The 25,171-nt window shown below is 41.0% G+C and carries 23 protein-coding genes; 12 read left to right on the forward strand and 11 right to left on the reverse strand.

What is annotated here, in order from left to right:
* Window positions 1-76 precede the first annotated feature (76 nt).
* A complete protein-coding gene (locus OKW21_RS17135; protein ID WP_277481375.1) occupies window positions 77-277 on the reverse strand; it encodes a dodecin family protein in 201 nt (66 codons plus the stop codon).
* Between the two features lie 292 nt (window positions 278-569).
* Between OKW21_RS17135 and OKW21_RS17140 the strand changes: the two genes are divergently transcribed.
* The 3 genes from OKW21_RS17140 to OKW21_RS17150 all read left to right on the forward strand — a co-directional run bounded on the left by OKW21_RS17140 (window position 570) and on the right by OKW21_RS17150 (window position 3,147).
* Window positions 570-1,358 (forward strand): EcsC family protein, encoded by a 789-nt coding sequence (locus OKW21_RS17140; protein WP_420870140.1) that lies wholly within the window; start codon window positions 570-572, stop codon window positions 1,356-1,358.
* 531 nt (window positions 1,359-1,889) lie between these two features.
* Window positions 1,890-2,459 (forward strand): hypothetical protein, encoded by a 570-nt coding sequence (locus tag OKW21_RS17145; protein ID WP_277481376.1) that lies wholly within the window; start codon window positions 1,890-1,892, stop codon window positions 2,457-2,459.
* Window positions 2,446-3,147 carry a DUF2490 domain-containing protein gene (locus tag OKW21_RS17150; RefSeq protein WP_277481377.1) on the forward strand — a complete coding sequence of 234 codons (702 nt, stop codon included), beginning with the start codon at window positions 2,446-2,448 and terminating at the stop codon, window positions 3,145-3,147. Before OKW21_RS17145 ends, OKW21_RS17150 begins: the two co-directional genes overlap by 14 nt.
* A 798-nt stretch (window positions 3,148-3,945) precedes the next feature.
* Here the strand turns inward: OKW21_RS17150 and OKW21_RS17155 are convergent.
* From OKW21_RS17155 to OKW21_RS17180, 6 genes are all read right to left on the reverse strand, one after another.
* Complete coding sequence (locus OKW21_RS17155; RefSeq protein ID WP_277481378.1) at window positions 3,946-6,369, reverse strand: TonB-dependent receptor; 2,424 nt, start codon at window positions 6,367-6,369, stop codon at window positions 3,946-3,948.
* A 176-nt stretch (window positions 6,370-6,545) separates the two neighbouring features.
* Window positions 6,546-9,299, reverse strand: a complete 2,754-nt coding sequence (locus OKW21_RS17160; RefSeq protein WP_277481379.1) for a glycosyl hydrolase — start codon at window positions 9,297-9,299, stop codon at window positions 6,546-6,548.
* Window positions 9,300-9,403: 104 nt separating this feature from the next.
* On the reverse strand, window positions 9,404-9,688 hold the full coding sequence (locus OKW21_RS17165) for a hypothetical protein (protein ID WP_277481380.1): 285 nt from the start codon (window positions 9,686-9,688) through the stop codon (window positions 9,404-9,406).
* Between the two features lie 38 nt (window positions 9,689-9,726).
* A complete protein-coding gene (locus tag OKW21_RS17170) occupies window positions 9,727-9,924 on the reverse strand; it encodes a hypothetical protein (protein WP_277481381.1) in 198 nt (65 codons plus the stop codon).
* A 72-nt stretch (window positions 9,925-9,996) separates the two neighbouring features.
* Complete coding sequence (locus OKW21_RS17175) at window positions 9,997-11,733, reverse strand: tetratricopeptide repeat protein (RefSeq protein WP_277481382.1); 1,737 nt, start codon at window positions 11,731-11,733, stop codon at window positions 9,997-9,999.
* Between the two features lie 294 nt (window positions 11,734-12,027).
* Complete coding sequence (locus tag OKW21_RS17180) at window positions 12,028-12,768, reverse strand: NRDE family protein (RefSeq protein ID WP_277481383.1); 741 nt, start codon at window positions 12,766-12,768, stop codon at window positions 12,028-12,030.
* A 400-nt stretch (window positions 12,769-13,168) separates the two neighbouring features.
* On the opposite strand from OKW21_RS17180, the gene OKW21_RS17185 reads away from it, so the two are divergent.
* Window positions 13,169-13,996, forward strand: a complete 828-nt coding sequence (locus tag OKW21_RS17185; protein ID WP_277476897.1) for an IS982 family transposase — start codon at window positions 13,169-13,171, stop codon at window positions 13,994-13,996.
* Window positions 13,997-14,314: 318 nt separating this feature from the next.
* Here the strand turns inward: OKW21_RS17185 and OKW21_RS17190 are convergent, their stop codons facing one another.
* The 4 genes from OKW21_RS17190 to porW all read right to left on the reverse strand — a co-directional run bounded on the left by OKW21_RS17190 (window position 14,315) and on the right by porW (window position 20,476).
* Entirely contained in the window at window positions 14,315-14,620 is a 306-nt protein-coding gene (locus tag OKW21_RS17190) for a hypothetical protein (protein ID WP_277481385.1), read from the reverse strand.
* Window positions 14,621-14,624: 4 nt separating this feature from the next.
* Window positions 14,625-15,206 (reverse strand): RNA polymerase sigma factor, encoded by a 582-nt coding sequence (locus tag OKW21_RS17195; RefSeq protein WP_277481387.1) that lies wholly within the window; start codon window positions 15,204-15,206, stop codon window positions 14,625-14,627.
* Window positions 15,207-15,393: 187 nt separating this feature from the next.
* Complete coding sequence (locus tag OKW21_RS17200; RefSeq protein WP_277481389.1) at window positions 15,394-17,763, reverse strand: penicillin-binding protein 1A; 2,370 nt, start codon at window positions 17,761-17,763, stop codon at window positions 15,394-15,396.
* A 100-nt stretch (window positions 17,764-17,863) separates the two neighbouring features.
* A complete protein-coding gene (gene porW / locus OKW21_RS17205) occupies window positions 17,864-20,476 on the reverse strand; it encodes a type IX secretion system periplasmic lipoprotein PorW/SprE (protein WP_277481390.1) in 2,613 nt (870 codons plus the stop codon).
* Window positions 20,477-20,742: 266 nt separating this feature from the next.
* Between porW and OKW21_RS17210 the strand changes: the two genes are divergently transcribed.
* The 8 genes from OKW21_RS17210 to atpH all read left to right on the forward strand — a co-directional run bounded on the left by OKW21_RS17210 (window position 20,743) and on the right by atpH (window position 25,136).
* Window positions 20,743-21,471, forward strand: coding sequence for a M23 family metallopeptidase (locus OKW21_RS17210; protein ID WP_277481392.1), 729 nt, complete (start codon window positions 20,743-20,745; stop codon window positions 21,469-21,471).
* 9 nt (window positions 21,472-21,480) lie between these two features.
* Complete coding sequence (locus tag OKW21_RS17215; RefSeq protein WP_277481393.1) at window positions 21,481-21,957, forward strand: bactofilin family protein; 477 nt, start codon at window positions 21,481-21,483, stop codon at window positions 21,955-21,957.
* The gene (locus OKW21_RS17220; RefSeq protein ID WP_277481396.1) at window positions 21,899-22,141 is read left to right on the forward strand and encodes an AtpZ/AtpI family protein; all 243 of its coding nucleotides are present in this window, start codon (window positions 21,899-21,901) and stop codon (window positions 22,139-22,141) included. The genes OKW21_RS17215 and OKW21_RS17220 overlap by 59 nt, the downstream gene beginning before the upstream one ends.
* Complete coding sequence (locus OKW21_RS17225; protein ID WP_277481398.1) at window positions 22,142-22,567, forward strand: hypothetical protein; 426 nt, start codon at window positions 22,142-22,144, stop codon at window positions 22,565-22,567.
* Window positions 22,536-23,648, forward strand: a complete 1,113-nt coding sequence (gene atpB / locus OKW21_RS17230; protein WP_277481399.1) for a F0F1 ATP synthase subunit A — start codon at window positions 22,536-22,538, stop codon at window positions 23,646-23,648. The genes OKW21_RS17225 and atpB overlap by 32 nt, the downstream gene beginning before the upstream one ends.
* Before the next feature lie 43 nt (window positions 23,649-23,691).
* Window positions 23,692-23,952 (forward strand): ATP synthase F0 subunit C, encoded by a 261-nt coding sequence (gene atpE / locus OKW21_RS17235; protein ID WP_277481400.1) that lies wholly within the window; start codon window positions 23,692-23,694, stop codon window positions 23,950-23,952.
* Window positions 23,953-24,046: 94 nt separating this feature from the next.
* Window positions 24,047-24,541, forward strand: coding sequence for a F0F1 ATP synthase subunit B (locus tag OKW21_RS17240; protein ID WP_277481402.1), 495 nt, complete (start codon window positions 24,047-24,049; stop codon window positions 24,539-24,541).
* Between the two features lie 37 nt (window positions 24,542-24,578).
* Window positions 24,579-25,136 carry an ATP synthase F1 subunit delta gene (gene atpH / locus OKW21_RS17245; RefSeq protein ID WP_277481403.1) on the forward strand — a complete coding sequence of 186 codons (558 nt, stop codon included), beginning with the start codon at window positions 24,579-24,581 and terminating at the stop codon, window positions 25,134-25,136.
* The last annotated feature ends 35 nt before the right edge of the window (window positions 25,137-25,171 follow it).

The raw sequence follows: 25,171 nt of genomic DNA on the forward strand, positions 1-25,171 counted from the left end.
TATTTTGGGGATAAAATAAAGAAACCCGAGTAGTATTTCCCCGGGTTCATGTTGATCATTCTTTATGACGATTCAACTAATCTACTGTAAACGAAATTTTTGCATTAACCCCATAAGAGACAATTTTGTTGCCCTCTACATTAGCTTTCATCTCTTTAACATAGATGGAAGTAATGTTCTTAACTGATTTAGAAGCTTCAATCAACGCATTGTTTACCGCATCATCAAAACTTTTTTCTGATCCTGCGATCACTTCAATAATCTTTGTAATAGCCATAAGTGAAAAAATTTATTGGTTAATAAAAATGTCAAGGTCTTTGTCTCAGTTTACATTAATATACATTTCCGTAAAACAATTGTTCACGTTTGTGAATATTATTTGATACTCATCAAGCAGGTATCAGGGTGATTCTCTGGAGTCCGGACAGCTTCGTCAGAGGTTCTGAGTACAGCCTATCATTCCAGAACTATGTAATACAAAATACTGTTCTAATGAGTACAACATTAACCCTAATTACATGAACCTGACCCAAACTAAAGATAAAAAAAGTTTTTTCGGGCCTAAAGGTATGTCAGAATCTGGCAGGAAAGAAGAGCCCTATATCTGGCGTTACCTAAGGTCTTATGAAGGCAAAGCGATGGCTGAACTAATTAATTGGGAGGAGAGAATGCAAAAGGCTCCCAGCTTTGTCAACAGGCTATCCAAAGGATTCCAACACAAAGTCAACACCTTAATTCCTGATAAGATACATCGTGCGGTAACACTGGCCATTAAACAAATGGTACGTTCCATTCTCTTTGGCTCTGAGTTTACTTCAAAACGGCCTTTTACTGGCTTAAGCTTTCAGCAAAGGGAATTTAAAGCGATGCGATGTATCAATATCTACAACCGCTTAGCTGCAACTGAAGGGGGAATCACCGGAGCAGGGGGCTTCCTGATGTCGCTGGCTGACTTTCCGCTTTTCCTCAGTCTTAAGATGAAAATGCTTTATGAAATCGCTTCCATCTATGGTTTTGACGTACGAGACTACCGCGAGCGCCTGTACCTATTGAAAATATTTCAATTGGCTTTCTCCAGTCAGCAGCAGCGCAATGTTGTATTTGAAGAACTTAAGCATTGGGATGAATACAGCAAAAAACTACCTTACGATATTCATGCTTTTGACTGGCGTACGTTTCAGTTGGAATATCGTGACTACCTGGACCTCGCTAAACTGGCACAGATGATTCCCGGTATAGGTGCGGTCGTAGGGGTAGTGGTAAATTACCGGCTTACTAAACAACTGGGAAGAACTGCCATGAATGCCTACCGTATGCGCTGGAGAGCCTCTCAGAAAATGGAAACCATTAAGGTATAGGGATCTTCGCATATCCTGAGATAATTTTTAACAGGACTGCTTATAAAAGTCTGGCCTTTTGCTTATGGGTATGCTGATTTCTATATTAAAACGACTTCAAAAGTCGTTCTACTGAACTTTTTATATAAGAGCGGGTAAATATTTACTTCATATCTCCTTTTGCCTTTCCATTTAACTCCCTTAATAGATCGTATACTTCAGATTCTTCTGAGTTTTAGATATGTAAGGAAAAAAGTATCGTCCGATACGCTTTGTTATCCCCTAGCAAAGTGGGGAAATCTTTATTGTGGATAAGCAGACTTTCTATTGAGCTTTACATGCCCCGGTAAGAGGACTAATGATTATTTCCCTATTAGCCTGTACTTCTCATTATCAGGCATAGGAATGACAGAGGCAAAACCATTGCCCCTGCAAGCTGAATTTCGTCACGAAATTATGTTTGGTCAGAAACCGTATCCATCATTAAGCGTTACATTTAAAGAATTGACGAAGCAAGCTATGAAATTAAGCAAAACAACATTTTTATACTTCATGGTTCTTCTACTATTTGTCAGCCAGGCCCATGCCCAGAAAGTCAAGCAGGAATACGAGAAAAGTATTAAAGAGGAGGAAGTACCTGCTGAGATTCTTGACCTCATTAGGCCCATGCTGGAAGAGTCGCGTCGTATCAGGTATTATGAAGAGTACGACGGGGAAAAAACCGGCTATGAAATAGAAATGCTGTGGAGAGACAGGCAACTCAGTGTGGAATTCTATGCTGACGGCCGGCTGATGGATATTGAGGAGCTTATTGATTTTGAAGCAATGGAAGAAGAAGCCCGGGAAGAGATTGCCGAGTATTTTGAAGAGGATTTTGAAAAGCATAAGATTCAACGCCTGCAGCGTCAATATACCCCTGAAGAATCAGATGATGAAGATGAGGAGTTGATAGAAGATTTTATGGAAGAGGATCGCGAAGATCTGACCATTCGTTACGAAATTGTAGCTCGGGTAAAGAGTGATAAAATGTATGGCCCCTACGAGTTCTTGTTTGATGATGAAGGTGAACTGCTAAATGTACAAAAGATAGAAAGAAGATCGCTTGATAATGTCTTATACTAAGCTTGCCTGTATCATATTTCTGCTCTTATCAGGATTATCTATTCCAAAAAAAGGCTTTTCACAATCTGCTATTCGCTGGGAGCCGGAATTGTCCTATACCTGGGAACCTTTTCAGCACTGGTCGTTCAACAGCAGCCTCGGTGGACGCAATGTATGGATGGACGAAGCAAGCAAAGAACTGGAAACTTACGACTGGCAATTTATGGAAGGCCAGTTTTTTGCCAATTATGAGTTTTTTAACGGTGGCGAATTGGGAGGAGGATATAAATACAGAATGATTGCCCCCTTCAATGATGAGTTTTCGGGCTATGAACACCGCCTGATGCAGCAATATGCCTTCGTTTCCTTTGTAGGAGCCCGCAGACTGGCGCATCGCTTCAGAGCAGAGCAACGTATTCGCGATGCCGGAACCAGCAGCCGTTTTCGTTATCGGCTAAGTTATGACTTTCCTACTAACGGACAGCAGCTTGATCCCGGTGAGACCTATCTGATATTCTCAGAAGAAGTTCTCTGGGAGCTTAATGCCTATGAAAACGAGCTGGACAATCGCCTATACTTAGGTATCGGCTGGTATTTCACTGATAAGCGCAAACTGGAAGCAGGTGTACAGTATCGTTTGGAGGCAATCAATATGGGAAGTTCCGAAAGTATCTTCCATATCGTTACTTCCTACTACCTGAACCAGTGAAATAAAGAGGATTCTTCTTGTCTGGGTTGATCTCCAACAATTCCTGCCAAGGAATTGCTTAAGAAATTCATCCTTCAATTTGCTACTCGTTTATCCTATATTTTTCAATTTTGAAGATTTCAGATGCCTCAATTGGGGTCAAAATAGACGGATCTGCAATAGACAAAATGCTTATAGATTACATGTAAAGAAAGTTTTAGAACAAAACAGCGCTTATATATTAGGTTTCAGCGTTAAATAGGAGCAACTGAATGTTAAAATTTAATAATAAACCCAGATTGATTCTGCTTAGATGAACATTAAAATACCTTCACTGAGATCTCACGATGCCTATTTAAGCACTCATTTGTCTCTTGTTTTGTACCCCTAATGAAGTAAATACATTTTTGCAATTGATAGCATCGTTGCAGCAAATATGAAAAAATCTTAATGGTAAAAGTATGACCTGGTACACGATAAGTAATAATTGAACAATGGCCTGCCAGGTTTTAACAAGTATGCGTTTAAGAAGGCAGGTAATAAGTTGGTTACATATCTGATAATCAATCATTCTGCCAGGAAACGTAGCCCAAATGGAAGTTAATTGATCAACGGAATCGCAAATAATGTATTTTTTTCTTTTACATCTTAAAAAAGGAACTCACAGCTTCTCTTCAAAAGCATTTCCCCTAAAGCTTTTGCGGATAACAACGCGCAAAAATTCTTTACAAATCAGTATGAATAAGCAGGAGTCAAAGTAAAAAAGGTCAATTCGAGCTGAACTGACCTTTTCAGGTATTAAACAATTAGATTATGAAATCAGAAATCCATGTCATCATTCCCCCCATCGTAGCCGCCGCCACCTCTTCCACCACGCATGCGGTTGTTAATATCATTGAGACGATAGGTAAATGATAAAGTGAGCTGACGCTGAGCCCGCTGAAACTCAGCCTCTTCGTATAGTGTTTCGGTAATCGTCTCGTATCTGAATTTCCTGCTGTTCAAAATATCTCTTACACTAAGTGAAAGCGTACCTTTCTTTTGGAATACATCTTTGGTAGCACCTAGATCTAAAGAATAATAAGCTTTTCTTCGTCCCTGCGTAGTAACTTCAGGAGCACGGTAGAAACCGCTGAACTGCACATCAAATAATTTGGGCACTTCCCATTTGGAAGTAAAACGTCCACTGGCGGAATACGTATCAGCAAAAAGCTCCAGACCATCAAACTCACCTTCGGTGATAGAACGGTAGAAGTTAAAGTTCGCATTCACATTCCACCAGGAGAATAAATCTTTGGAACCGTTGAGTTCAAAGCCATAAGCGTTTTGTGTGCTCAGGTTTTCAGGACGCGTAAATGTGATCACCACGCTATCTACTGTTTCTGTCCATCGTACTCGCTCTACCACATCGTCAGTAAAACGGTAGTAGGCACCAAAATAGATATTACCGGTAGCATAGTTATAAAGATAACCCAGCTCATAGCTATCGGTAAACTCGGGGTCCAGATCAGGATTACCTGTACGAATATTACGTGCATCTGTAAAGCTGGAGAAAGGGTTCAATTCTCTGAAGCGCGGACGATTGATTCTGCGACTATAGCTTGCCTGAAGAGAGTTTGTTTTACTCAAGGAGTAGGTCAGAAAAGCGCTGGGGAACAGATTGATATAATCCTTATCATTTTTCTCATCAGTTTGTATCAAATGAGTGGTAATATCGGTAGCCTCAGCCCGTAAACCTCCCTGATAAGACCATTTACCAGTTTTGTTGCTCAGAATAGCATAAGCTGCATAAATATTCTCATCATAATTGAAGGTATTGGTAAAGCCCGGTAGGTTAACCCAGTCGCCAGACTCCTCCTGCTCCTCTACAATGTATTCATTATCTATCTGGCGCAGCGTATTACGCACTCCGGTTTCAAATTTCGCGTTTTCCAGGAAAGGATATACGTAATCTGCCTGTATCAGCCACTGTCGTTCGTTCTCATCGTTGAGCGAACGCTGCACCAAAGTAGGGTACATCTCTTCAAAACCTTCAAATTCGTTCTGATCGGCATCTTCTATCTCTGCACTTTGCCTGAATTGTACATTGGCGGTAAATTCTCTCCCCTTTTTCTTGTAAGTACGTTTATAATACAGTTCATACTCCTGGTTTTCCTCATCTTCATGCTCTCGGTCGGTACGCAGCGTACGCTGAATAAGGTCATTGTCTGTGGTAAAATCACGGTACCAGGTATCGGTATTGTTATCCTGATCCGATACATTGTATAGCGCGGAGGCAGTAAGGGTATTGTATTCGTTAAAGATGAAGTCCGTACCTAATCTGATATTGCTGGATATACCTCCCCGCAAACGGTCGTTCTCCCGGCGGGTAATATAAGAAGTATCAGCTCCGTTAAATTCCTGATAGGAGCTACCCATCCCCGGTGTACGACGATAGTTGACCCCGTAGTTAACAAAGAAGTTCATTTTGCTCTGGCGATAGTTCAAGTTTACTGAAGCGCCATAGTTTTCGGGAGTACCTACGTTCGCAGTAAAGGAACCATTAAGCCCAGCCTTCTTTTTCTTTTTCAGCACAATATTGATGATGCCGGCAGAACCTTCAGCATCATAGCGGGCCGAAGGGTTAGTCACTACTTCTACTCTTTCAATCACATCACCGTTTAGGGTACGTAATCCATCAGTATTGCCGATGCCGATAAGGCCGGAAGGTTTGCCATCTACCAGAATTCTCACATTACCACTACCTCTTAAGCTTACATTTCCCTCTACATCTACCGTGACCGAAGGGAGATTATCTAATATTTCGGAAGCATTACGACCGGTATTGCTCAGGTCCTGAGCGACATTAAAGACTCTCTTATCCAGTTCCAGTTCCATCTGTTCTCTTTTTCCTTCTACTACCACCTCAGCAAGGGTGGAGGTATTCTCAGCAAGTGAGATGGCACCCATATTTTTGTTGCTGTTTCCTATCTGTACGTCACTGACCACCTTAGGATCGTAAGACACAAATTGTAGCTTGATCATATAAAGGCCTGGCTTGGCCTCTATTGTGAATTTTCCTTCACTGTCGGTATATCCTCCGGTGATCAGGGTGGAATCGGCACCCTGCAAAAGACTCACGGTAGTAAACTCCAGGGGAGTTCCGGATTCTGCATCTAATACCTGTCCGCTAACACTTCCCTGGGCTAATACTAGTTGGGAACTTAATAGACAGAGGAACAATGAGAGTAAGTTTTTTAGCATGTCAGAAATAAAGGTTTTAATAAGGTTTCGCTAGCTATTACTATTACTTTGAACGAACGAAATAAACTTATTCCCGTATTTTCTAAGGCATACTAGACCAACACGAAAGAGTATTAGACTAAAACCTCATTTCTATGAAAGATTGTTTATGATAATCTATGAATATTAAGAGCTTGTTAATGAAAGTACTGAATTTTTTGCAGGCTCACAGGACCGATAATACCTGATTTTACGGGTTCCCAGGCCGATGCATCAAAGGGACGGTACGTAATATCTACTATGTTTATGTCATAAAACTTTTTCCATTCCACTCCCCTGCGGTCAATATCTCTCATTCTGTTAGCAGAAAGGTTTTGCACGATCAGTTCCAACGTATTATCCTCCTTCATATGATCCTTCGGCAGGATAATTTGATACGGGAGCGTCCAGACTGTACCCACTTCTTCTCCGTTGAGGATCACCTGAGCGCTTTCACGTAGGTCGGCAAACTGCAAAAGATAAGCATCCACGGAATCTTGCTCAGGCGACAGGGAGAAATTAAGCGTATAACGGGCTTTTCCACTGAAATACTGTAAACTGCTGTCTGGCAAGCTGGTCCAGGAGGTTAAAGTGTCAAAATTAAATACCTTTTGATTGAGCACTTCCGTGTTACCGGAGATAAACTTAAGCTCCCACTCATTCGGCAAGTCTAGTGTTCCCTTTTCTGCTTTATAGGGATAGATCGCTTCGCTGCTCAGCGGCAGATCATAGGTAAACAACATACATGATGCCCCGGGAGGAAGCTGAAGATAGATTTGTGTCTGCCCATCTACCACGGTATGATCAGCTTTTCCCCTCTCACCACTATTCGGGTCAAAGATTTCTACGGCCTCGCTCTCAACAGCTAAACGAATGGGACCTTCGGTAAATTCACTGCTCAGATTAGAGATAAAATACAGGTAGCCCTGCTCATGCTGTTTGCGAATGAAGCTAAGCCCCTGTTGTTTCATACTTTCCGGTCTTAAGAAAGGTAAATCTGAAAATGCTTCATGACCATCCAGCAATTGTACACGGGTATTTTGCTGTAATTGCTCATTGAGCTGAGCTAAACTATTTTCCTGCTGATCATATTTGTGGTAGCCCGCTACATAGGAAGGCAGTTTTTCCATGAAAATGACCGGCACTCCGCTTGCTGCCAGTTCATGTAGCTTATGCACACTTTCCAGTGGCATATAATCGGTTGGAGGCACAAGGATAGTTTGATATTCTGCCCCACCTTCCTGCAATTTTACCCCTCCCTCCTCCTGGCGTAAGCCGGCTAACTGACGATCAGTAAGGTAATCAAAAGTATATCCATCGCTATAAAGCCGTTCTGCCAGCTTTCCTACCGCTGAGGCTGAAAACCATTCTTCATAGTGGTGGACATCCAGTTGCAGCAGCCAGTTTCCTTCCTTCTTGGTCCAGAGATCATGTATGGGGAAGTACAGCAGAATATCGTTATCAGGTGAAGTATGCTGCAGATAACGCTGACAATTGCTGATATAGCTGGTAAGTTGAGGAAGCTCGTCCCAAAAGTGGGAGCTACGGCCAAAATTGGTAGAAGCATAAAACAGCCAGCCGGGAAAGCCCGCGCTTTCTGGCGAATAAGCCATGCCATGAAAGAAAACATGGTTGATGCCTGCCGTAAACAGCTCATCTATCTGTGGTTTGACCTGCGAAAGCGATACTTTGAAATGATTTCCCAGCCAGGTGGCAGTCTCTGAACTTACCCAGGGCTTGCCCATCAGATGAGCGGGTGAAGAAGCAAACTTCATCATCAAAGGGCTGGGCTTACCAAAGCGTTCTTCTTCAAAATCTTCATCTATCCTGAGTCCGGGAATATTAAACTTACTGGTACCGAAGGATTCAGTTTCAGGAACGCTAGACAGTCCGTACAAATCCAGTATGTTGCCCGGCGAACCATGGGCCTGATTGCGGGTAAGCCTGCCTCTCTCATCGCTCCAGGAGGTCCAGAGGCTGGTAAAGTTTTCAAATAGCAGGTCTGATATGGTTTGCCGTACATCGTGCAGCACTCTGCCATGCTGCTGATGCACAGTATCCTCCAGGATGGGCAGTGCTTCAATCAGCGAATAGCCTCTTAACCTCTCAAATTTCTCAGGAAAGTCAGTAGACCAGTTGGCACCGTACACTTCGTAGGAATCGTGGTAGAAAGAACGCGGCGGAGTGCTTGAAATCAGATCTGATAATAAAGACTCATGGTGTTGCAGATAGGCACTTACGGCTGTAGAATCAAAATAGTCCATTACCAGGCCTTCACCACCGGGCGCTGCGCGCTTCACCTGCTGTCCGGTGATAGATGTACCTAATAACAATAGCCTCCAGTTCCCTTCAGGCACTTGCTGAATGACTACATCTTCTTCAATGTTACTTATCACAATTTGCTCCCCTGTTTCATTGATGGCCATTACTGTTTCAATACCTCTTAGCTTATGCGCAGTAAGTATCGTATCTGTCCGAAATGAAATCCGATTCGTTTGGGGGAAGTCATAGGTAATAATTTCGGCCCGTTTGGCTGCATTGGCTTCACTGACCTGAGGTCCTCCAAATGGCCAGCCGGTTCCCAGCGTAAGGTCTACTCCCATTCCCAGAGAATCCGCAGTCTGGATTGTATGCTTTACTGCTATTAGCCATTCCTCACTCAAATAAGGAAGGAAATTATCTTCTTCACCCTTCACGCCATAGATAGGAATAATGTGCACACCTCCCATTCCTGCCTGCTGAAAGTCTACCAACTGATCCGTAATGTCTGCTTTGGTAGCAGCACTACCCATCCACCACCAGTAGGTCCAGGGTTTGGAGGTTTGAGATGCTTCAATATGTAAAGGTTCTACTTTTTGCTGACATGCAATTACGAAAAGGAATGGCCATAGCCATTGCAAATACTGCTTCATACTTACTGATACTGACTTAATTTTTTTTTACGCTTACCTTTGATTTTTCTAAAGTAAGGTAAGTAAAGCAGAAAAATTAAAGAAGCAGGTATTTTAGAGAGTTTCTATGAAGAAAAACTTATGTTCAGCTCAAAAGCCTCTTCCTCATGGCGTCCAAAGTGGATGCGGTATTTGACATGTGTATTTGCCTGAAAAGCTGTCTGATCAATATAAGGAGAGCGCACATTTTTTGCCAGAGTCTTCCACTCCCCACCATTGATACTTCGTACAATAGTAACTGCCTCCAGGCAAAACTTTTCAAAATGCAGCTTAGGTTGGTTATGCTCATCAAGGGTCAAATGAGCACGCTCATGATGTTCTTCAGAAATATAATTGCTGGTTTCAGTCATATTTTGTAAAAGCAGTAACCATAAAAATTGTTAGGCTGTTAATGTAAAATGTGAATCCGGGAGAGCATGTCTCTGTTTTTGAGACTATCATTTTCGGTCTCTTCTTCTTCCATCATATCATCATCCATCATATAGTCACGGTTATCGTCATTTTCGCTATCCTCAGTATTCTGACTTGCAGGAGTACATGCCAATGCAGAGACCATAATCAAGCAGGTCCATAGTAATTTTTTCATACCTCTTCAATTTAGGTTGAAAAATAGTTCATTCAACATAAAAAGCGAGGCAATCCAAAAAATGTTTCAGACTCAGTTGAGCTTCATGCCGGTGGGCAGGCATTGGTTAATAGATAAGCGCTGATCCAAGGGTGCCTGTACAGGTGTAGGCAGATAGACCGACGCTTTATCTTCCTGGTCGGGATTAAGGGCAAGGTACTGTTCTGCTTCAGGGATTTCTGCCTGATTAGGATCCGCATTTTTCCAGTTTTCCAGAAACTGCTGATAATACTGATATGCGGTAGCACGATCGTTCATCATTTCGGCTGCTCTTGCCATTCCTAATACTGAAGCGCTTCGCTTAGGAGTGCGTTCTAATGCGATTCCAAAACTTTCCATGGCTTTGTCCGCTTCGCCCATTGCCAGTAAAACTTCTCCATAAAGCTCATGAATCGGCTTAACCACATCGGGAGGACCTGTTGGAGGGTTCATGCTCTCTTCCAGTGCCATTCCTTCTTCAAACAGCTTTTGGCTAGCTGCCGTATTGCCCTGAGCAAACTTAAGGTAGCCGTTCAGCGCTTTTTCATTGATTTCGCAAAGCTTAACATGATAAGCATCTTCTTTTTTCTGAAGCCTTTTCTTGACCTTATCCATATGTTGCAATGCTTCATCTGCAGCCTGCCATTCTTTCAAATGCACTGCACTAAGTCCGGAAGCTAACATCTGGCTGCAACGCACATACAAGCCTCTACCCCCACGATCTTCAATTTCAGGCGCAGGAAGGACTTTCCACTTTTCTGAATTAATGATGTAATTCGCCTGCATGAGAGGCATATAATAATCCGCGGCACCACTTTCCACTTCATTCATGGCATCTTTGATCTTCTGCAGGTTCTGTTGAGACTTTTCAAACTGTCCACTCTGCTCATAACCATAAGACATCCAGGCAAGGCTGTGATAATCCCAGTCGGCGATGGTCAGCTCTTTTCTTTCTACCCACTTCTGAGATGCTGCGAAGGCATCAATATTAGAATTGATCACCTCATCCCACAAGCCCAGTTGCACAAAAATATGGGAGGGCATGTGCAAGGCGTGATTGGACTCAGGGGCAATCCTGGCATAGGTGTAAGCAGCCTCAAGTGCCATAGGTGCATGCAAAGGATCATCCAGAGCATGTATCAGATAATGTACCGCACCCGGATGCTGTTCATTTTCTGCCAGTATTTTTTGAACTACCGCTGCAGCCTGCATACGTTCTTTCTCACCTCCCTGATTGTTTCTCAAAACTCCTAACAGCGAAAGCGCATAAAAGGAAGCAACCTCATGATCGTCAGGATATTTGTCATAGAACTGCTTCATAAATTGCATGTAAGCACGATCTCTGGTGAGTTTATCTCCTTCTTCTCCATACAGTATGTCCAATGACTGCAAATACATTTTTTCTTTTTCTGAAGAAGCTAAAGCTAGTCTTTCTTCGGAAGAAGGGGCAAGTTGATTTAACACTTCCAGAGCGGCAGCTTTGTCCTGGTTTTGCCAGAAAGTACGGTTATGGCTCATGGCTTCGCCCCAGTGGGCCATGGCAAAGTCAGGATCTACTTCCCTGGCTTTCTGAAAAGCTTCCAAGGCTTCCGGATACCAGAAATTATGCAAGGCTGCTACGCCACGCATAAAATGGGGCATGGCTTCTTCGCTACCCTCCACTTCAAAACTAATTTTTCCTAAAGCAAGCGTATCTGATTGAGGAGAAGCAACATGTGTATCCTGTTCCGATGGTTGGCATGCAACAGTGGAAATGATAAAGAATATAAAAAAGCTTATGTGACGCAGCATATCAACCAAAGTTTAGGTATGTAGAGACGAATATTACTTCAAAATAATTAACTTTTACTGATATTACCAGTAGGTAGTCTTTGATTTCTTGAATTATTAAATCATGAATTTCTCAATTCTTGATGCATGACTAATTTTTGCAGGCGTTGAGCGAATCATGTACCCTGCTATTCTCTCTTGATTAGCCACACCTTGCTGATACGGCCAATGCCAAAGCTACATCTCAGGATTGTATCTATAGGCAGGTTCAGCATCGGCTCCATTAAAATCAATGATTTTGCTGTATCTTCCCATTCAAGTTCTACCCACAAAACTTTTCAGCTTTAGCGTTTCCGATGCTTTTTGGTTGAATAGCAGATTATTATATTCAACTTGTGCTTCATTAGCACGGATGTCCATGCAGGTAAGGCTGATCGTCTGCAACCCTCCACTTCTAGTCATTTTGAAATCCACAGTGGAATCTCCTTCTCCTCCGTGCAGGTGAAAATCCTGTATATTTTGTGCGGTAAATTCATTTCCTGAGGCCAGCCACTCCACAAACCACTGCTCTCTTTTAGCGCGCATTTGTTCATCATATAAGGTTACTGATGACCAGATATGAGCTTGTGAACTGTCTGACAGGCTATGCTGAAGCCTATGACCATCCCAACGAATGTCGTGCAGTGCTCTACCTTCAGATGTACTCACGACTTTTATCAAAGTGAAAGGCTCAATATTATCAAATTCATATGTATCCAAAAATTCAGATACATGTTCAAAATCAAAAGATTCTACGATGACTCTCCCTCTGCTTTTGCGATAAGGAGGCTTACGTGTATGATTTACAAATGCACCATTTAAGAGGCACGCTGCTTCACCATTCTCAGCTGTCAGTATCCAGGTTCCTCCCCCCTCTGGGTCTAGGGGCATCAAAAGTTTTCCACTTTTGCTATGACTTGATGAAGGAAAAACTGCCTTTTCGCGAGCAGTACTTTCATCTCGGTTAGATGTAAAAAGAAAGCCTTCTGAAGTAGGCAAATAGGTTAATGTGCACATGAGTTTTGAAATCGAGATTGTGATGTTGCAACATTGAAAAAAGCCGGAAGGTTTAGTGATGGAAGAGATGTCACAATTCTATATATGGTGTGCAGCCATTTAGCCTATAATATTACAGCTCACGGAAAATACCGTTATCAATATGATTAGCCCCATCTTTTAACCTGATATCCTTAAGTATTAAGTATACTATGAAGCAAGCCTTGCTTGATTTGACGTTTTTCATCAAGTATTCTGACTACTGCTGGTTCCGGCGCAATATCCTTTTTACGAACACTATATTTTACTTTTCCATCTAGCTACGCTTAAATAACTCAAGTTGCGAATTAAAAGGTTAAATGAAGCATAGTCTGCCAAAAGATTGTTAAAGTGAAGTTACCACACTTTACCTAACAATTACATGACAGACTATACTATTGCAATATATTGTTTTATGGACGATTATTTAAAAATCAGCCAACCCCACATAGACATTCGTCGCAAAGTAAGTGATGCGGAGATATTAACTACTGCCCTGCTCTCAGCCCAGTACTTTTATGGCAACCAGCACACTACTTGTCAATACATGCAGCAACATCATGGGATGGCCAAAATAGACAAGTCTAACTTTAATCGCCATCTGCATCGCCTATCAAATACTTTAATCAGGATCTTTTTAGCATTGGGGGAGAGTCTCAAGCAACTCAACACTGCAAGTCGCTACTTAATAGATTCGTTCCCAGTAGCTGTTTGTAAAAACATTCGTATTGGGAGGTGCAAGCTACTAAAACATGAATCTTATCGGGGATACAATGCCTCCAAACGACAGTATTTCTATGGTTTTAAGGTACAGGTAGTTACCACCGCCGATGGTATACCAGTGGATTATTTGATCACGGCTGGTTCTATTCACGACAATACAGCTTTACAAGCTATGTCCCTATACTTACCTCAAGGTAGTGAACTTTATGCTGACAGTGCTTATACGCATTATGAGTTGGAAGACCTTTATGAAGAATGCGATCAGGTGCGCCTATTGGTAGAGCGAAAATCTAACTCAAAAAGGCAGGATAACGCAGCTATGCGTTTTTTAAAAAAGCATTACAGAAAGCGTATTGAAACCTGCTTCAGCCAAGTTACTGCTCGCTTTCCCGGAAAAATCCATGCAGTTACCCCACAGGGGTTCTTGCTCAAGGTCGTTCTGTTCCTATTTGCTTTTACTTTTAACAAAACATTATCCACAACTTAAATTAAATAGATAAAATCTAATGATCTGGCCCACCAGACTGTGCTATCATAGATTGACATCAACCTTTAATGGTTTGGCTCATCTTATTCATTCGTGAGTAACCCTATGTTTACCAATCAGCCAAGATACGCAGGATTAGCCTTTGCCAGGAATTTGTGCAATTATTGACCATTCACATAATGAATTTTATAAGGGATGATAGTGTATAAGGCTAGTCAAAAACGTTACTTTACCAGTAGAACATAAATAAATATATTAGCAGCTAATATTGTTTTACTGTCAGCTAGGTGACAATGAGAATCGTAATTTCAGTGATCCTCAAAAAACATTCAGGTAAAACATCAACGTTATCAGTCCACCTGCGGTGACAAGGCCTATCAGAATAATCGCCCACAGCGGTAAGCTAGATTTTTTAGGTTGATCAGAAAGCATCAACTGCTCTTTGAGCTGCTTCAAAAAATAAATTTCAATACCTTGTAATACGTCTCTATGCATATGTACCGCCTGTGCTAACTCCGCATGCTCTCGCATTCGCTGTTCAAACTCAAGGCGCTCACCTTCATTCATTTCTTCATTTACATAGCGGTCAATCTGGTCTCTATGGTTTCCCTTGGTTTCACTCATTTTCTTAGTCTCCATAAAATTCATCTCCACTGTACTGATTTCTCAACTTGTGTTTCAGGGTAGTAAGGCACCGTAGCTTTTGTGTTTTAGCTACATTTTCATTCTTGTAATCCATAGCCTGGGCTATAGCCCCCATACTAAATCCTTTAAAGTAGAACAATTTGAGAATCGTCTTACAAGGCTCACCTATCGTCTCCATCAAATTTGCCACAAAGCGCTGCCTGTCATTGGTAGCAAAATTATCCAGAGGTTCCACATACAGATTTTCAATCATCCAGTTTTCATCTTTGTCCAGCACTGATTCCTTTTGAAGCTTTTTGCGCAGAATATTTTTTCCAATTGCGTATAAATAGGTCTTCAGTGAACTGGTCAGCGTCTCCAGCTTACCGCAGGTGATGTTATGATGTAAACAGATCACAGCATCCTGAAATACATCTGCAGCTGTAGGTTCATCTGCATGATAAGTAGACTGTGCCCATTGTATGAAGCCGTTGCGATGAGCCTGATATATGGCAACGACACTCTCTTCGTCACCCGACTTAATTTGATCTACGAATAGTTGATCTTCGGTGTTGGTTTCTTGCACAACAATACATTTGCGTTAGAGAAACAAGTTTACGGCAAAGCGCAAACTCTATTATTACTTTGTACTTATATTTTTTGCAGATGTAATTAATAATAATTTACCCAAAAAATCAGTATAGCTTCCCTTTTTCTATACAAAAAAACCACCTTTTTAGGGTGGTTTCTATATATTTTCAGAATAAAACTGTTTAGAAAATACTCTCTTCATCCAGTTGCTCTACCGGCTCATCTACCATGAGTGAATCAGGCTCCTCACCGAATATGTCTGATTTGTATTTATCACAATCTATTTCAATAGAAATACCTCCTGCGGGTCTTTCAAATGGTCCTTTTTCATAATCAAGCCTTTCATCTGCATACACGCTTTTCATATATTCTACCCATATAGGCATTGCCATGCGCGCGCCCTGGCCTAGCGCCAGTGTACTAAAATGGACACTTCGGCTATCACCACCTACCCAAACACCTGATACCAGGTCTTTTGTGACACCCATAAACCACCCATCTGAATAGTTTTGTGTAGTACCTGTCTTGGCTCCTACTTCATTTCCTTCTCTTATTTCTCTGGCTATCCCCTGACCTGTGCCTCCTTCCTCTTCGGTAGCACCTCTTAACATATATAACATTAAGTAGGCGGTTTCTTCACTCAATGCCTCACGTGTATTTACCGGGTTTTCATACACGGTATTTCCCTCTTTATCTTCAATTCGTGTAATAAACACGGGTTCAGTCCAGGTACCATGATTGACAAAAGTACTGTAAGCACCTACCATTTCGTATACTGAAACATCTCCTCCACCTCCTAATGAAAGTGCAGGAACAGCCTCAATATTGCTATTAATCCCTAATCGTTTAGCATATTCTACTACGGTTTCAGGCCCTATGCGCTTCATCACGAAAGCAGTAATAGAGTTTTTAGACTGAGCCATTGCCTGCCGAATCGTCATACGGTCTCCTGAATAGCCTCCTGTGGCATTCTGAGGCGTCCAGGTATCCTCTTCGCCATCTGTATATACTGAGAATGTAACCGGAGCATCCACTACCTCATAACAGGGTGAGTATCCGTTATCAATGGCGGCTGCGTAGACAAATGGCTTAAAAGTAGAACCAGGCTGTCTTTTTCCCTGCATTACATGGTCATATTTAAAATACTTATGATTAATCCCTCCTACCCAGGCTTTGATATGTCCGTTATGAGGGTCCATGGACATAAAGCCGGAATGCAGAAAGCTCTGCATATATTTGATAGAGTCAATAGGGCTCATTAGGGTGTCTATCTCATTATTTTCGGCCTCCCAGCTGAATAATGTCATTTCCACTGGTGTATTCATAACCACATCAATGGAGTCATTACCTTTCCCATATGTCTTTTCTAAACTTTGATAACGTTCAGAACGCTTTGCCAACATAGGAATAAAGCCTTTCAGCACTTCACCTTCCTCATCACGCCAAGGTTCTCCTCTTCCTTTCCAATGATCTCTGAACAGTTCCTGCTGATACTGCATATGTGCTTTTACAGCATTCTCAGCATGCTCCTGCATTCTGCTATCAATAGTAGTGTATATCCTTAATCCGTCTTCAAACAGGTCATAGCCATGCTCTCTTGCCCACCTTAGCAACCAGTTTTGTACTACAGTACGAAAATACGTAGCTAAACCCTCATTATGGCTGTCTACTTTAAAATCCAGAACAATTGGTAAAGAGGTAAGCGAATCGTATTGCTGCTCGGAGATAAAGTCGTTTTTATACATCTGGCCAATCACTACATTTCTTCTACCCTTGGAGTTTTCAGGGTTTCTGGCAGGATTATAATAGGTGGAAGCTTTAAGCATACCTACAATGGTGGCAGATTCTTCTATGGTGAGATCGTGAGGGTGCTTATTAAAAAAGGTTTTGGCGGCCACCTTGATACCATATGAGTTACTGCTGAAATTAGCAGTATTGAGATACATAGCCAAAATTTCTTTTTTAGTGTAATATTTCTCCAGTTTTACAGCTACCAGCCACTCTTTTGTCTTAACTATAAGTATTCGTAAACCGGGAATCTGCATAAGCGGCCCCTCGTTCTCACCGGTTCTCGTTTTGTAGAGATTTTTCGCAGTTTGTTGAGAAAGGGTACTCCCCCCCCCTTCCAACCCACTGGCGCCAAAGGTAACCACATTTTTAAACACCCCCCACCCAACACGTGCCAAACCGATTAAATCTATTCCGCTATGTTCGGAAAAGCGTATATCCTCAGTTGCGACCAAAGCATTTACTAGATTGGGCGACAACTCTTCATAGGTAACTGGACTACGGTTTTCCCGGTAGTATTTACCCAGCAGGATATTGTCGGCAGAATAAAGTTCAGACGAAAGGTCGCTTTTGGGGTTTTCAAGGGCTTCAAGGCTGGGTAGCCCGCCATATAAGCCTAAAAAATCCACACTCACCGTGTAAATATAAAGGGGGAACCCTATTAAAAAAGCTATAAAAGCTATCCATACTCCCCTTACAATCCATTTGTAAAGATTACTATGGCCTTTTTTCTGGCCTTGTTGCTTGCTCGTTGTATCAGACATTGTGGTTTTGAGCTGTTTGACAGTAAATCAGGTAAATACTATTAATCCTCTTTGAAACAAAAATCAGACAAAATTGAATCCAAAAAAATAGACCTCAAAATTACATGTAATGCTTTTCGAAAAAACGCAGATATTCATCCACATCCTGTGTCTGCAATAAAATGTTCAGATTGTCCTCCGTTATGACAAAGCTTTCTCCTACTTCGTTCCTTTGCTCAGCTGACAACTGCAGGACAGGGTTTTCCTCTCCACTAATTTCCTCAAAGTAGGCTCTTGCACTTTCTATATCATCAAATTTTTCTACAATAATCATTACTTTACCGCCTTCCAGCATCAGGTTCGCTACAGTTAGATTTTTATCTGCGAATTTTTGGCTGTTAAATGCGTTAATGGCTTTGGGCAAATCTGTGGAAATTTTCTGGACATTATTGTAGAGAATTATAAACGAATGCTGCCGGTCAAACCTTTCTCTGTAATTGGCTCCTCTACGTTTTGCTTCTTCTTCTTTAAAGGTCCTTGACTTTTCCAGTAACTGTTCCGCATAGGTATAGAGATCACTCTCAGGAAACACCTCAAGGAAATTTTGCAACCCAAGCTGATATTGATAGAAATCCTCAGTTTTTCCAGTGATCAGTACCTTCAGAAACTGCATGTTATCGGTAAAGTCATTGTCTGAAAACTCCTTCAGGCTAGCATTAATCATCTGCAATGCTTCTTTGTACTTACCTTCATCATAAAGCTCGTAGGCTGATTTATAGATTTTTTTCATCTTTTCACTAGCTAGGCTACTTTCTTCCCGGTAGTTAGGATTTTCCAGGATCTTGGCATAAATACTTTCAGGATGGTTTTGAAGTATTTGGTTTTTGTACTTGACATAAGCTTCATCTTCCAACCCCTTGTACAAGAGATACAATTCATATAAAACTTCTGGCTCATACTCCGTTTCTGGAAAGCGTGCCAGCATCGTTTCAAACGTTTCTATGGCATTGTGTTTTTCTTCCAAGTCAAAGTTATAGATGCCACCTAAATTATAGTAAGCATCTTCAATACTTACCAGCGCCTCTAATTGTGCTTCTTCGGTGAAAGGAATGTCCGCATAAAGCTGCTGTTTCCTGTTATCTGATGTGTTTTCAGTCACCGGCCCCTGGCTAGGGATATTTTCAGCAGCATCTATTGCATTCACATTATCCTGGGCAAAATTTTCATCAATAGTTTTTTCAGACCTCCTCCAGTTATCTTCCAGTTCACGGTTACCCCAGCGCCTAACGAATTCAGTGCGCCCGATGCTGATTGCGGAAGGGGTATAAAAATACCAGTTTTCTCCGCTGGCAGCCTGATTTTGGTCATCATCTCGTGCGAAAGGTGAGCTTAACTGCTCAAAACTGTTATTTCTTACACTTCGGTTTTGACGTTTGCTTTCTTGTTCCTGTTCAGCCAAAAGGCGGTTTTCATCTTCAATGAGTTGATCCAGATATGTGTCAAGTTCAAGTGAGTCCATTTTAGACAAAGCCAGAAGGCTGTCCTGTTCCTGTATCGTAGTTAAGTGTTTGACAAAATTATCCAGTACTTCCTGCCGTTCAGCAATCTGCTCATACTCTTCTTCATCCTGAGGCAATACCGTCATTGTACTGTCATAATACAGCTTGGCTTGTTGGTAATTTTTCTTATCGCTGTAGTAAATCCTCCCTAATGCAAGATAGGCATATGCTTTCTGACGATTGTTGTTGATGCTGGCCTGTACCGATTCATTATAATATTCCATTGCTTCGTCCAGATTGCCCTGCTTCTGCTCAAAAGAAGCCATCTCATAATAGATTTTATCCTTGTATTCCAGATTCTTCTTGTCTTTAAGCAGCTTCTTAAAATACTTACGGATCTTGCGGGTATCATTCTCTTTGGTAAGATCATAAACCTGAGCCATATTTAAGCGAGCATAAAAATACAACTCATATTCAGGATTGCTTTTGAGTACTTCTTCATAGTTTTGGTAGGCCTGAGCATCAAAACCTAAATCCTGATAAAGTTGTCCAATAATAAAATACGTACGGGCTCTACCTTCATCATTATCCAGTAGAGGAGCTGCTAAAAGCAGGTTACCTACCATCGTACTGTAGTTTTCATTAAGTTGCGCCAGATGTGCCCGGGTAAGAAAAAGCTTTGCTTTATTAACATCATTTAAATCTTCTTTCTTGAGGTAATCCGAAACCGCAATTGCGTTATTTTGCTCCTGTGCTTCTATAAATGTACGCATCAGGTGAATCAAAGCACGGTGACGGGCATCGTCATCTTCACTTTCAGTATTCACATATTTAAATGTCTTGATTGCGTCTTCATAATTCTGCTTATACATTCGGCACATACCCACCAGAATGTAGCTATCATCTGCCCAGCGACTGTTAGGATGGCGCTCAATGGCAATAGACGCCTTTTTTAAACAGTCTTCAATCTGTTGATCTAAGCTACTAATAAGTGCAGTGTCTACTTGGGGATAAATCTCCAAAATATCATTAAAGTTGTTTTCCTGGCTTTCCAAGATAGCCGCCTGAATTTCATCCATACGCATATTGGCATAAAACAAAGCATTATATCTGGAAGTGGTATTATGATATACACTTGCCACCATTCCGCTTCTCTCAGGCGCACAAGCGGATAATCCACCAAGTAATATAGCCCACCAAAGAATGTAATATTTGGAAAAAACTTTTACCTTCAAATGATTAATATTTAGATTTATATTAAAGCTCACTACTGACGCATCGCAGCACGTGCTATTCAATTAGTGTAATATTTTTTAATGCTTACTTTTGTCCTGTAGGGGAATTTAATTATAATACTTTGAAGTCAAGGAAAACATTTTCAAATCGGTTAACAACCAGATATCTACTCATCGTTCGGAATGAGGAAGACTTTGCTGAGAAAACGACATTTACATTTACTTACGCAAAGTTAGCCCTTTTCATTGTATCTGTGAGTATAATTATGCTGATTGGAAGTTTATTTTTAGTAAATACCTTACTAGAGCAGTGGTTTGACCCAAGATATGCACAAGCTGAGTCTAACAGAAAATTAATTGAGCTGTCCATGGCAGTAGATTCGCTAGAACAGGAGGTACAGAAGAAACAACACTTTATAACCTCTTTTCAGCAGGTGGTGCGTGGGGACTCTATTACTGATAATGAACAATTTTATATAGATAACTCTGGTGATAGAGTTGTGAATGCCAGTCCGGAACGTCGTAATGAAATCTCAAATGTAGATTCCCAGTTCAGGCAAGAGTTTGAAGAAGATGGCGTGGAACTGCTCACCGTAAATGCAAATAGTGCATCCAGTCAGTTGGATGAGTTATTTTTCTTTACACCGATTACAGGTATTATATCATCATCCTACAATCCCAAACAGGGGCATTATGGGGTGGATATCGTATCTAAGAAAAATGAACCTATTAAATCAGTAGCCGATGGTACAGTGATTCTGGCCTCCTGGACACAGGACGCTGGCTATGTAATCACGGTACAACATCGTAGTAATGTTATTTCCGTTTATAAACATAACTCCAGTTTACTAAAAAAATCCGGAGATTTTATAAATGCAGGCGATGTAATTGCTATTATTGGAAATACAGGGGAGCTTACCTCAGGACCACACTTACATTTTGAACTTTGGTACAATGGAAACCCTGTAGACCCTGAAGAGTTTGTATCATTTTAATTTATTTACATGACAATGTTCAGCAACAATCAAAAAGAGAAGGTGAAGACAGAAGAAGCTAGTAACTCTAGCAGTATTATTGGCAAAGGCACATCTGTACAAGGCGACTTGAATACAGTAGGCAATATGCGTATCGAAGGTGATGTCAAAGGAAATGTGACCTGTAAATCAAAGATAGCACTAGGCCAGTCTTCTTATGTAGAAGGTACAGTATTGGCCCAGAATGCCGAAATAGCAGGTGAGATCCAGGGTTCAATAGAGATCTCAGAGCTACTTATCTTAAGACCGACTGCTGTGATCCATGGAGATATTGTTACCAATAAGCTCATTGTAGAATCTGGAGCTACTTTCAATGGGTCTTGTCGAATGGGCGTCTCTGTAAATGATATTAATTTTGACGATGAACCAGATGAATTCCAACCAGAAGATGAACCAGAAGAAGACATCAAGTCAAGCTCCAAAGAAAAAGAATCAAGATCAATTTAAGTCTTATATTAAGTACTCAGGCTTGGCATTTCAAATGGTTGCTGTCATGGGCCTAGCAGTATGGGGCGGCATGAAATTGGATGATACAATGGGCAATGATTTTCCGTTATTTACGATTATCTTTGCCCTTATTGCTTTTTCTGGTTCACTAATCCTTACCATCCGAAGCTTACCCAAAGAGTAAATGCCGAAGAAACTGAGTTCTTGGTTTGCACTATTTTTGTTTGCACTAGTGCTAGTCATTATCGCCTACCTCGCCCAAACGATATTTCCCAATCTCGTTTATCAGGGCATATACTTAATCATACTTTTTTTTCTTCTCCTAACGCTTTTTACGCATTATATAACCCGTATGGGCTTAAAGCATGCACCTGATAAGTTTGCGCTGGTATATCTGGGTACGATGACTTTTCGCCTTCTTATAAGCATCGGTATCATTTTAATTGTCTTACTTCAGGAGATACCAGATAGGATTAACTTTGTCATACATTTCTCAATTGTTTATTTAGCATTTTTAATTTTTGAAATATATGCCTTATTAACTACCTTGCGCTCAAATTTTCAAACGAGGGCAGAAAATGCGGATAAAAAGCAACAAAAATTACCGTAAGTTATTCTTAATCAGCTACATATTTTTACTAATCAGTGCAATACCGCTCATTAAAGTACATGCTGCGGAGGTAGAGCCAGATCCAGAGACTGAAGGACCCACTGAGTTTATCTTTCACCACATCGCTAATTCTTACGATTGGCACTTTGCAACCATAGGGCATACTCATGTTACCCTGCCTTTGCCTCTGATTCTTTATTCAGATGACAGAGGACTTGAGGTTTTTATGTCTTCTAATTTTCTGAACGAAGATCATAACTATGTACCCTATAAAGGTTATGCATTAGAAGATGATGGATCACATCTGGTCTCATTGGAGGGGCGAGAATTTTACGATTTTTCTCTTACCAAGAATGTAGCAGCAATGATTCTCAGCGTTATTGTTATGCTGATTATCTTTCCTGCCGCAGCTTCTCGTTACAAGAAAGCACCGGATGCAGCTCCACAAGGCATTCAAGCATTTCTTGAACCAGTAGTCATATTTATCAGAGATGAAGTTGCGATTCCAGCCATTGGAGAGCATAAGTACCAAAGATTCATGCCTTACTTACTTACTGTTTTCTTTTTTATACTGGTAAATAATTTATTAGGATTGCTACCCGGCGCTGCAAACGTCACCGGTAATATCTCAATTACACTTACGCTTGCTACATTCACATTTATCATTACCCAGTTTAGTGGTAATAAAAATTATTGGAAGCACGTATTTAACACCCCCGGCGTTCCCTGGTGGCTTCTTCCTATTATGATTCCGGTTGAAATAATCGGTTTGTTCACAAAGCCTTTTTCTTTAATGGTGAGGCTCTTTGCCAACATCACAGCTGGTCACATCATTATTCTTAGTATCATTGGATTAATCTTCATTTTTGAAAGCATCGCTGTAGGTCCGGTAAGTGTACTGTTTGCTGCAGTGATGAACTTTCTTGAATTGCTGGTTGCTTTCCTGCAAGCTTTTGTCTTTACTCTCCTCTCCGCTATTTATTTTGGAGGGGCTGTAGAAGAGCATCACCACGAAGAGGGTAAAGCCCTGGAAAGTGAAAATGGCCACGCACCTTTGCAGTCAGACTCTGCAATGGTATAAATTAGCTTTCATTTGTTTCATTCATATAAATAGTTAAACTCTTATGTTGTTAGCTTTATTATTACAAGCTGCTACCGAAGCGGTTTCCGGATTAGGAACCATGGGAGCAGGTCTTGGTGCCGGAGTAGTTGCGTTAGGCGCTGGTCTTGGTATCGGAAAAATTGGTGGTTCTGCTATGGAAGCCATCGCTCGCCAGCCTGAGGCTAGCGGACGTATTCAGACAGCTATGATTATTGTAGCTGCACTGATTGAAGGTGTTGCTCTCTTTGGAGTAATTATCTGTCTAATCATAGCAACTGCGTAATGTAAACAAAAAAAAACCGGCTCTTGGCATTCGGCCCTGAGCCGGTTCTTTGATGAAACAAATCATAACTATTCACTATATAATATAAGCTGAAATGGATTTATTAACTCCAGATTTTGGACTGATAGTCTGGCAGATCCTTATCTTCCTGGTCGTACTTTTTGTGCTTTCAAAATTCGCTTGGAAACCTATCATTAACGGTTTGAATGAGCGTGAAAACAGTATTAATGAGTCATTACTTTCTGCTGAAAAAGCAAGGAACGCAATGGCGGAGTTGAAGGCTGATAACGAGAAACTACTGGCTGAAGCAAGGAAAGAGAGGGATAATATATTGAAAGATGCAACGGCAGCGGCTAACAAGCTCAGAGAAGAAGCCAAAGAACAGGCATCTAAAGATGGAGCTCGTATCATCGCTGATGCTAAGGCATCTATTGAAACGCAGAAAAACGCTGCTCTTGCTGAAGTAAAAGATCAGGTAGCTCAGCTCTCAGTACAGATTGCTGAAAAAATATTACGTGAAAAACTTAGTGACGACAAAGCACAAAAAGAATACATTTCCAAACTGGTTAATGACTTAAATGTTAATTAACATATTTGTTTAGCTAAGATAAACCGGACTTTCATACATGGTTAATACAAGAGTAGCATCCCGCTATGCAAAATCACTTATTGATCTGGCGGTAGAAAAGAAAATATTAAAAGAAGTCTATCAGGATATGGTTTTCTTTATGGAAACCAGTAAGTCCAATCGTGATTTTGTTTTGATGCTTAGAAACCCTATTATCACTCACGAAAAGAAGAAAGCTGTACTTTACGCACTTTTCAAAGATAAATTTAATCCAGCAACACTGGCGCTCTTTGATATTATTACTCGTAAAAACAGGGAAAGCTATCTACCAGCGATAGCTGAGTCTTTTGAAATTCAGTACCGACAGCATCAGGGTATCGTGAAAGCAACAGTAACCACTCCAATGCCTCTTACTGATACTTTGAAAAAGAAATTTATAGAGCTGGTTGCTACTCAAACAGGGAAGAAAATAGAGTTGGAAGAAAAGGTAGATCCTTCTATCATCGGAGGCTATGTATTGAAAATAGGTGATCAGCAAATGGATAACTCCATAATAGCTAAACTTAAAACTTTATCGTACGAATTTTCGGACGATAGCTACGTAAAAGCAATCTAAACTGAATTTTACATTAATCTAAAACCTGATATATA

The organism is Catalinimonas alkaloidigena (assembly GCF_029504655.1).
GTDB classification, from domain to species: Bacteria; Bacteroidota; Bacteroidia; order Cytophagales; family Cyclobacteriaceae; genus Catalinimonas; species Catalinimonas alkaloidigena.

Excerpts from the sequence above, each read along its gene's own strand:
- OKW21_RS17240 (WP_277481402.1), top strand. The coding sequence starts at position 24,047 with ATGGATTTATTAACTCCAGATTTTGGACTGATAGTCTGGCAGATCCTT.
- OKW21_RS17210 (WP_277481392.1), top strand. The coding sequence starts at position 20,743 with ATGCTGATTGGAAGTTTATTTTTAGTAAATACCTTACTAGAGCAGTGG.
- OKW21_RS17155 (WP_277481378.1), bottom strand. The coding sequence starts at position 6,369 with ATGCTAAAAAACTTACTCTCATTGTTCCTCTGTCTATTAAGTTCCCAA.
- OKW21_RS17180 (WP_277481383.1), bottom strand. The coding sequence starts at position 12,768 with ATGTGCACATTAACCTATTTGCCTACTTCAGAAGGCTTTCTTTTTACA.
- OKW21_RS17160 (WP_277481379.1), bottom strand. The coding sequence starts at position 9,299 with ATGAAGCAGTATTTGCAATGGCTATGGCCATTCCTTTTCGTAATTGCA.
- OKW21_RS17190 (WP_277481385.1), bottom strand. The coding sequence starts at position 14,620 with ATGAGTGAAACCAAGGGAAACCATAGAGACCAGATTGACCGCTATGTA.
- OKW21_RS17200 (WP_277481389.1), bottom strand. The coding sequence starts at position 17,763 with ATGTCTGATACAACGAGCAAGCAACAAGGCCAGAAAAAAGGCCATAGT.
- OKW21_RS17140 (WP_420870140.1), top strand. The coding sequence starts at position 570 with ATGTCAGAATCTGGCAGGAAAGAAGAGCCCTATATCTGGCGTTACCTA.
- OKW21_RS17135 (WP_277481375.1), bottom strand. The coding sequence starts at position 277 with ATGGCTATTACAAAGATTATTGAAGTGATCGCAGGATCAGAAAAAAGT.
- OKW21_RS17185 (WP_277476897.1), top strand. The coding sequence starts at position 13,169 with ATGACAGACTATACTATTGCAATATATTGTTTTATGGACGATTATTTA.
- OKW21_RS17220 (WP_277481396.1), top strand. The coding sequence starts at position 21,899 with ATGAACCAGAAGAAGACATCAAGTCAAGCTCCAAAGAAAAAGAATCAA.
- atpH (WP_277481403.1), top strand. The coding sequence starts at position 24,579 with ATGGTTAATACAAGAGTAGCATCCCGCTATGCAAAATCACTTATTGAT.
- OKW21_RS17150 (WP_277481377.1), top strand. The coding sequence starts at position 2,446 with ATGTCTTATACTAAGCTTGCCTGTATCATATTTCTGCTCTTATCAGGA.
- OKW21_RS17215 (WP_277481393.1), top strand. The coding sequence starts at position 21,481 with ATGACAATGTTCAGCAACAATCAAAAAGAGAAGGTGAAGACAGAAGAA.
- OKW21_RS17145 (WP_277481376.1), top strand. The coding sequence starts at position 1,890 with ATGGTTCTTCTACTATTTGTCAGCCAGGCCCATGCCCAGAAAGTCAAG.
- OKW21_RS17175 (WP_277481382.1), bottom strand. The coding sequence starts at position 11,733 with ATGCTGCGTCACATAAGCTTTTTTATATTCTTTATCATTTCCACTGTT.
- atpE (WP_277481400.1), top strand. The coding sequence starts at position 23,692 with ATGTTGTTAGCTTTATTATTACAAGCTGCTACCGAAGCGGTTTCCGGA.
- OKW21_RS17165 (WP_277481380.1), bottom strand. The coding sequence starts at position 9,688 with ATGACTGAAACCAGCAATTATATTTCTGAAGAACATCATGAGCGTGCT.
- OKW21_RS17170 (WP_277481381.1), bottom strand. The coding sequence starts at position 9,924 with ATGAAAAAATTACTATGGACCTGCTTGATTATGGTCTCTGCATTGGCA.
- OKW21_RS17225 (WP_277481398.1), top strand. The coding sequence starts at position 22,142 with ATGCCGAAGAAACTGAGTTCTTGGTTTGCACTATTTTTGTTTGCACTA.
- atpB (WP_277481399.1), top strand. The coding sequence starts at position 22,536 with ATGCGGATAAAAAGCAACAAAAATTACCGTAAGTTATTCTTAATCAGC.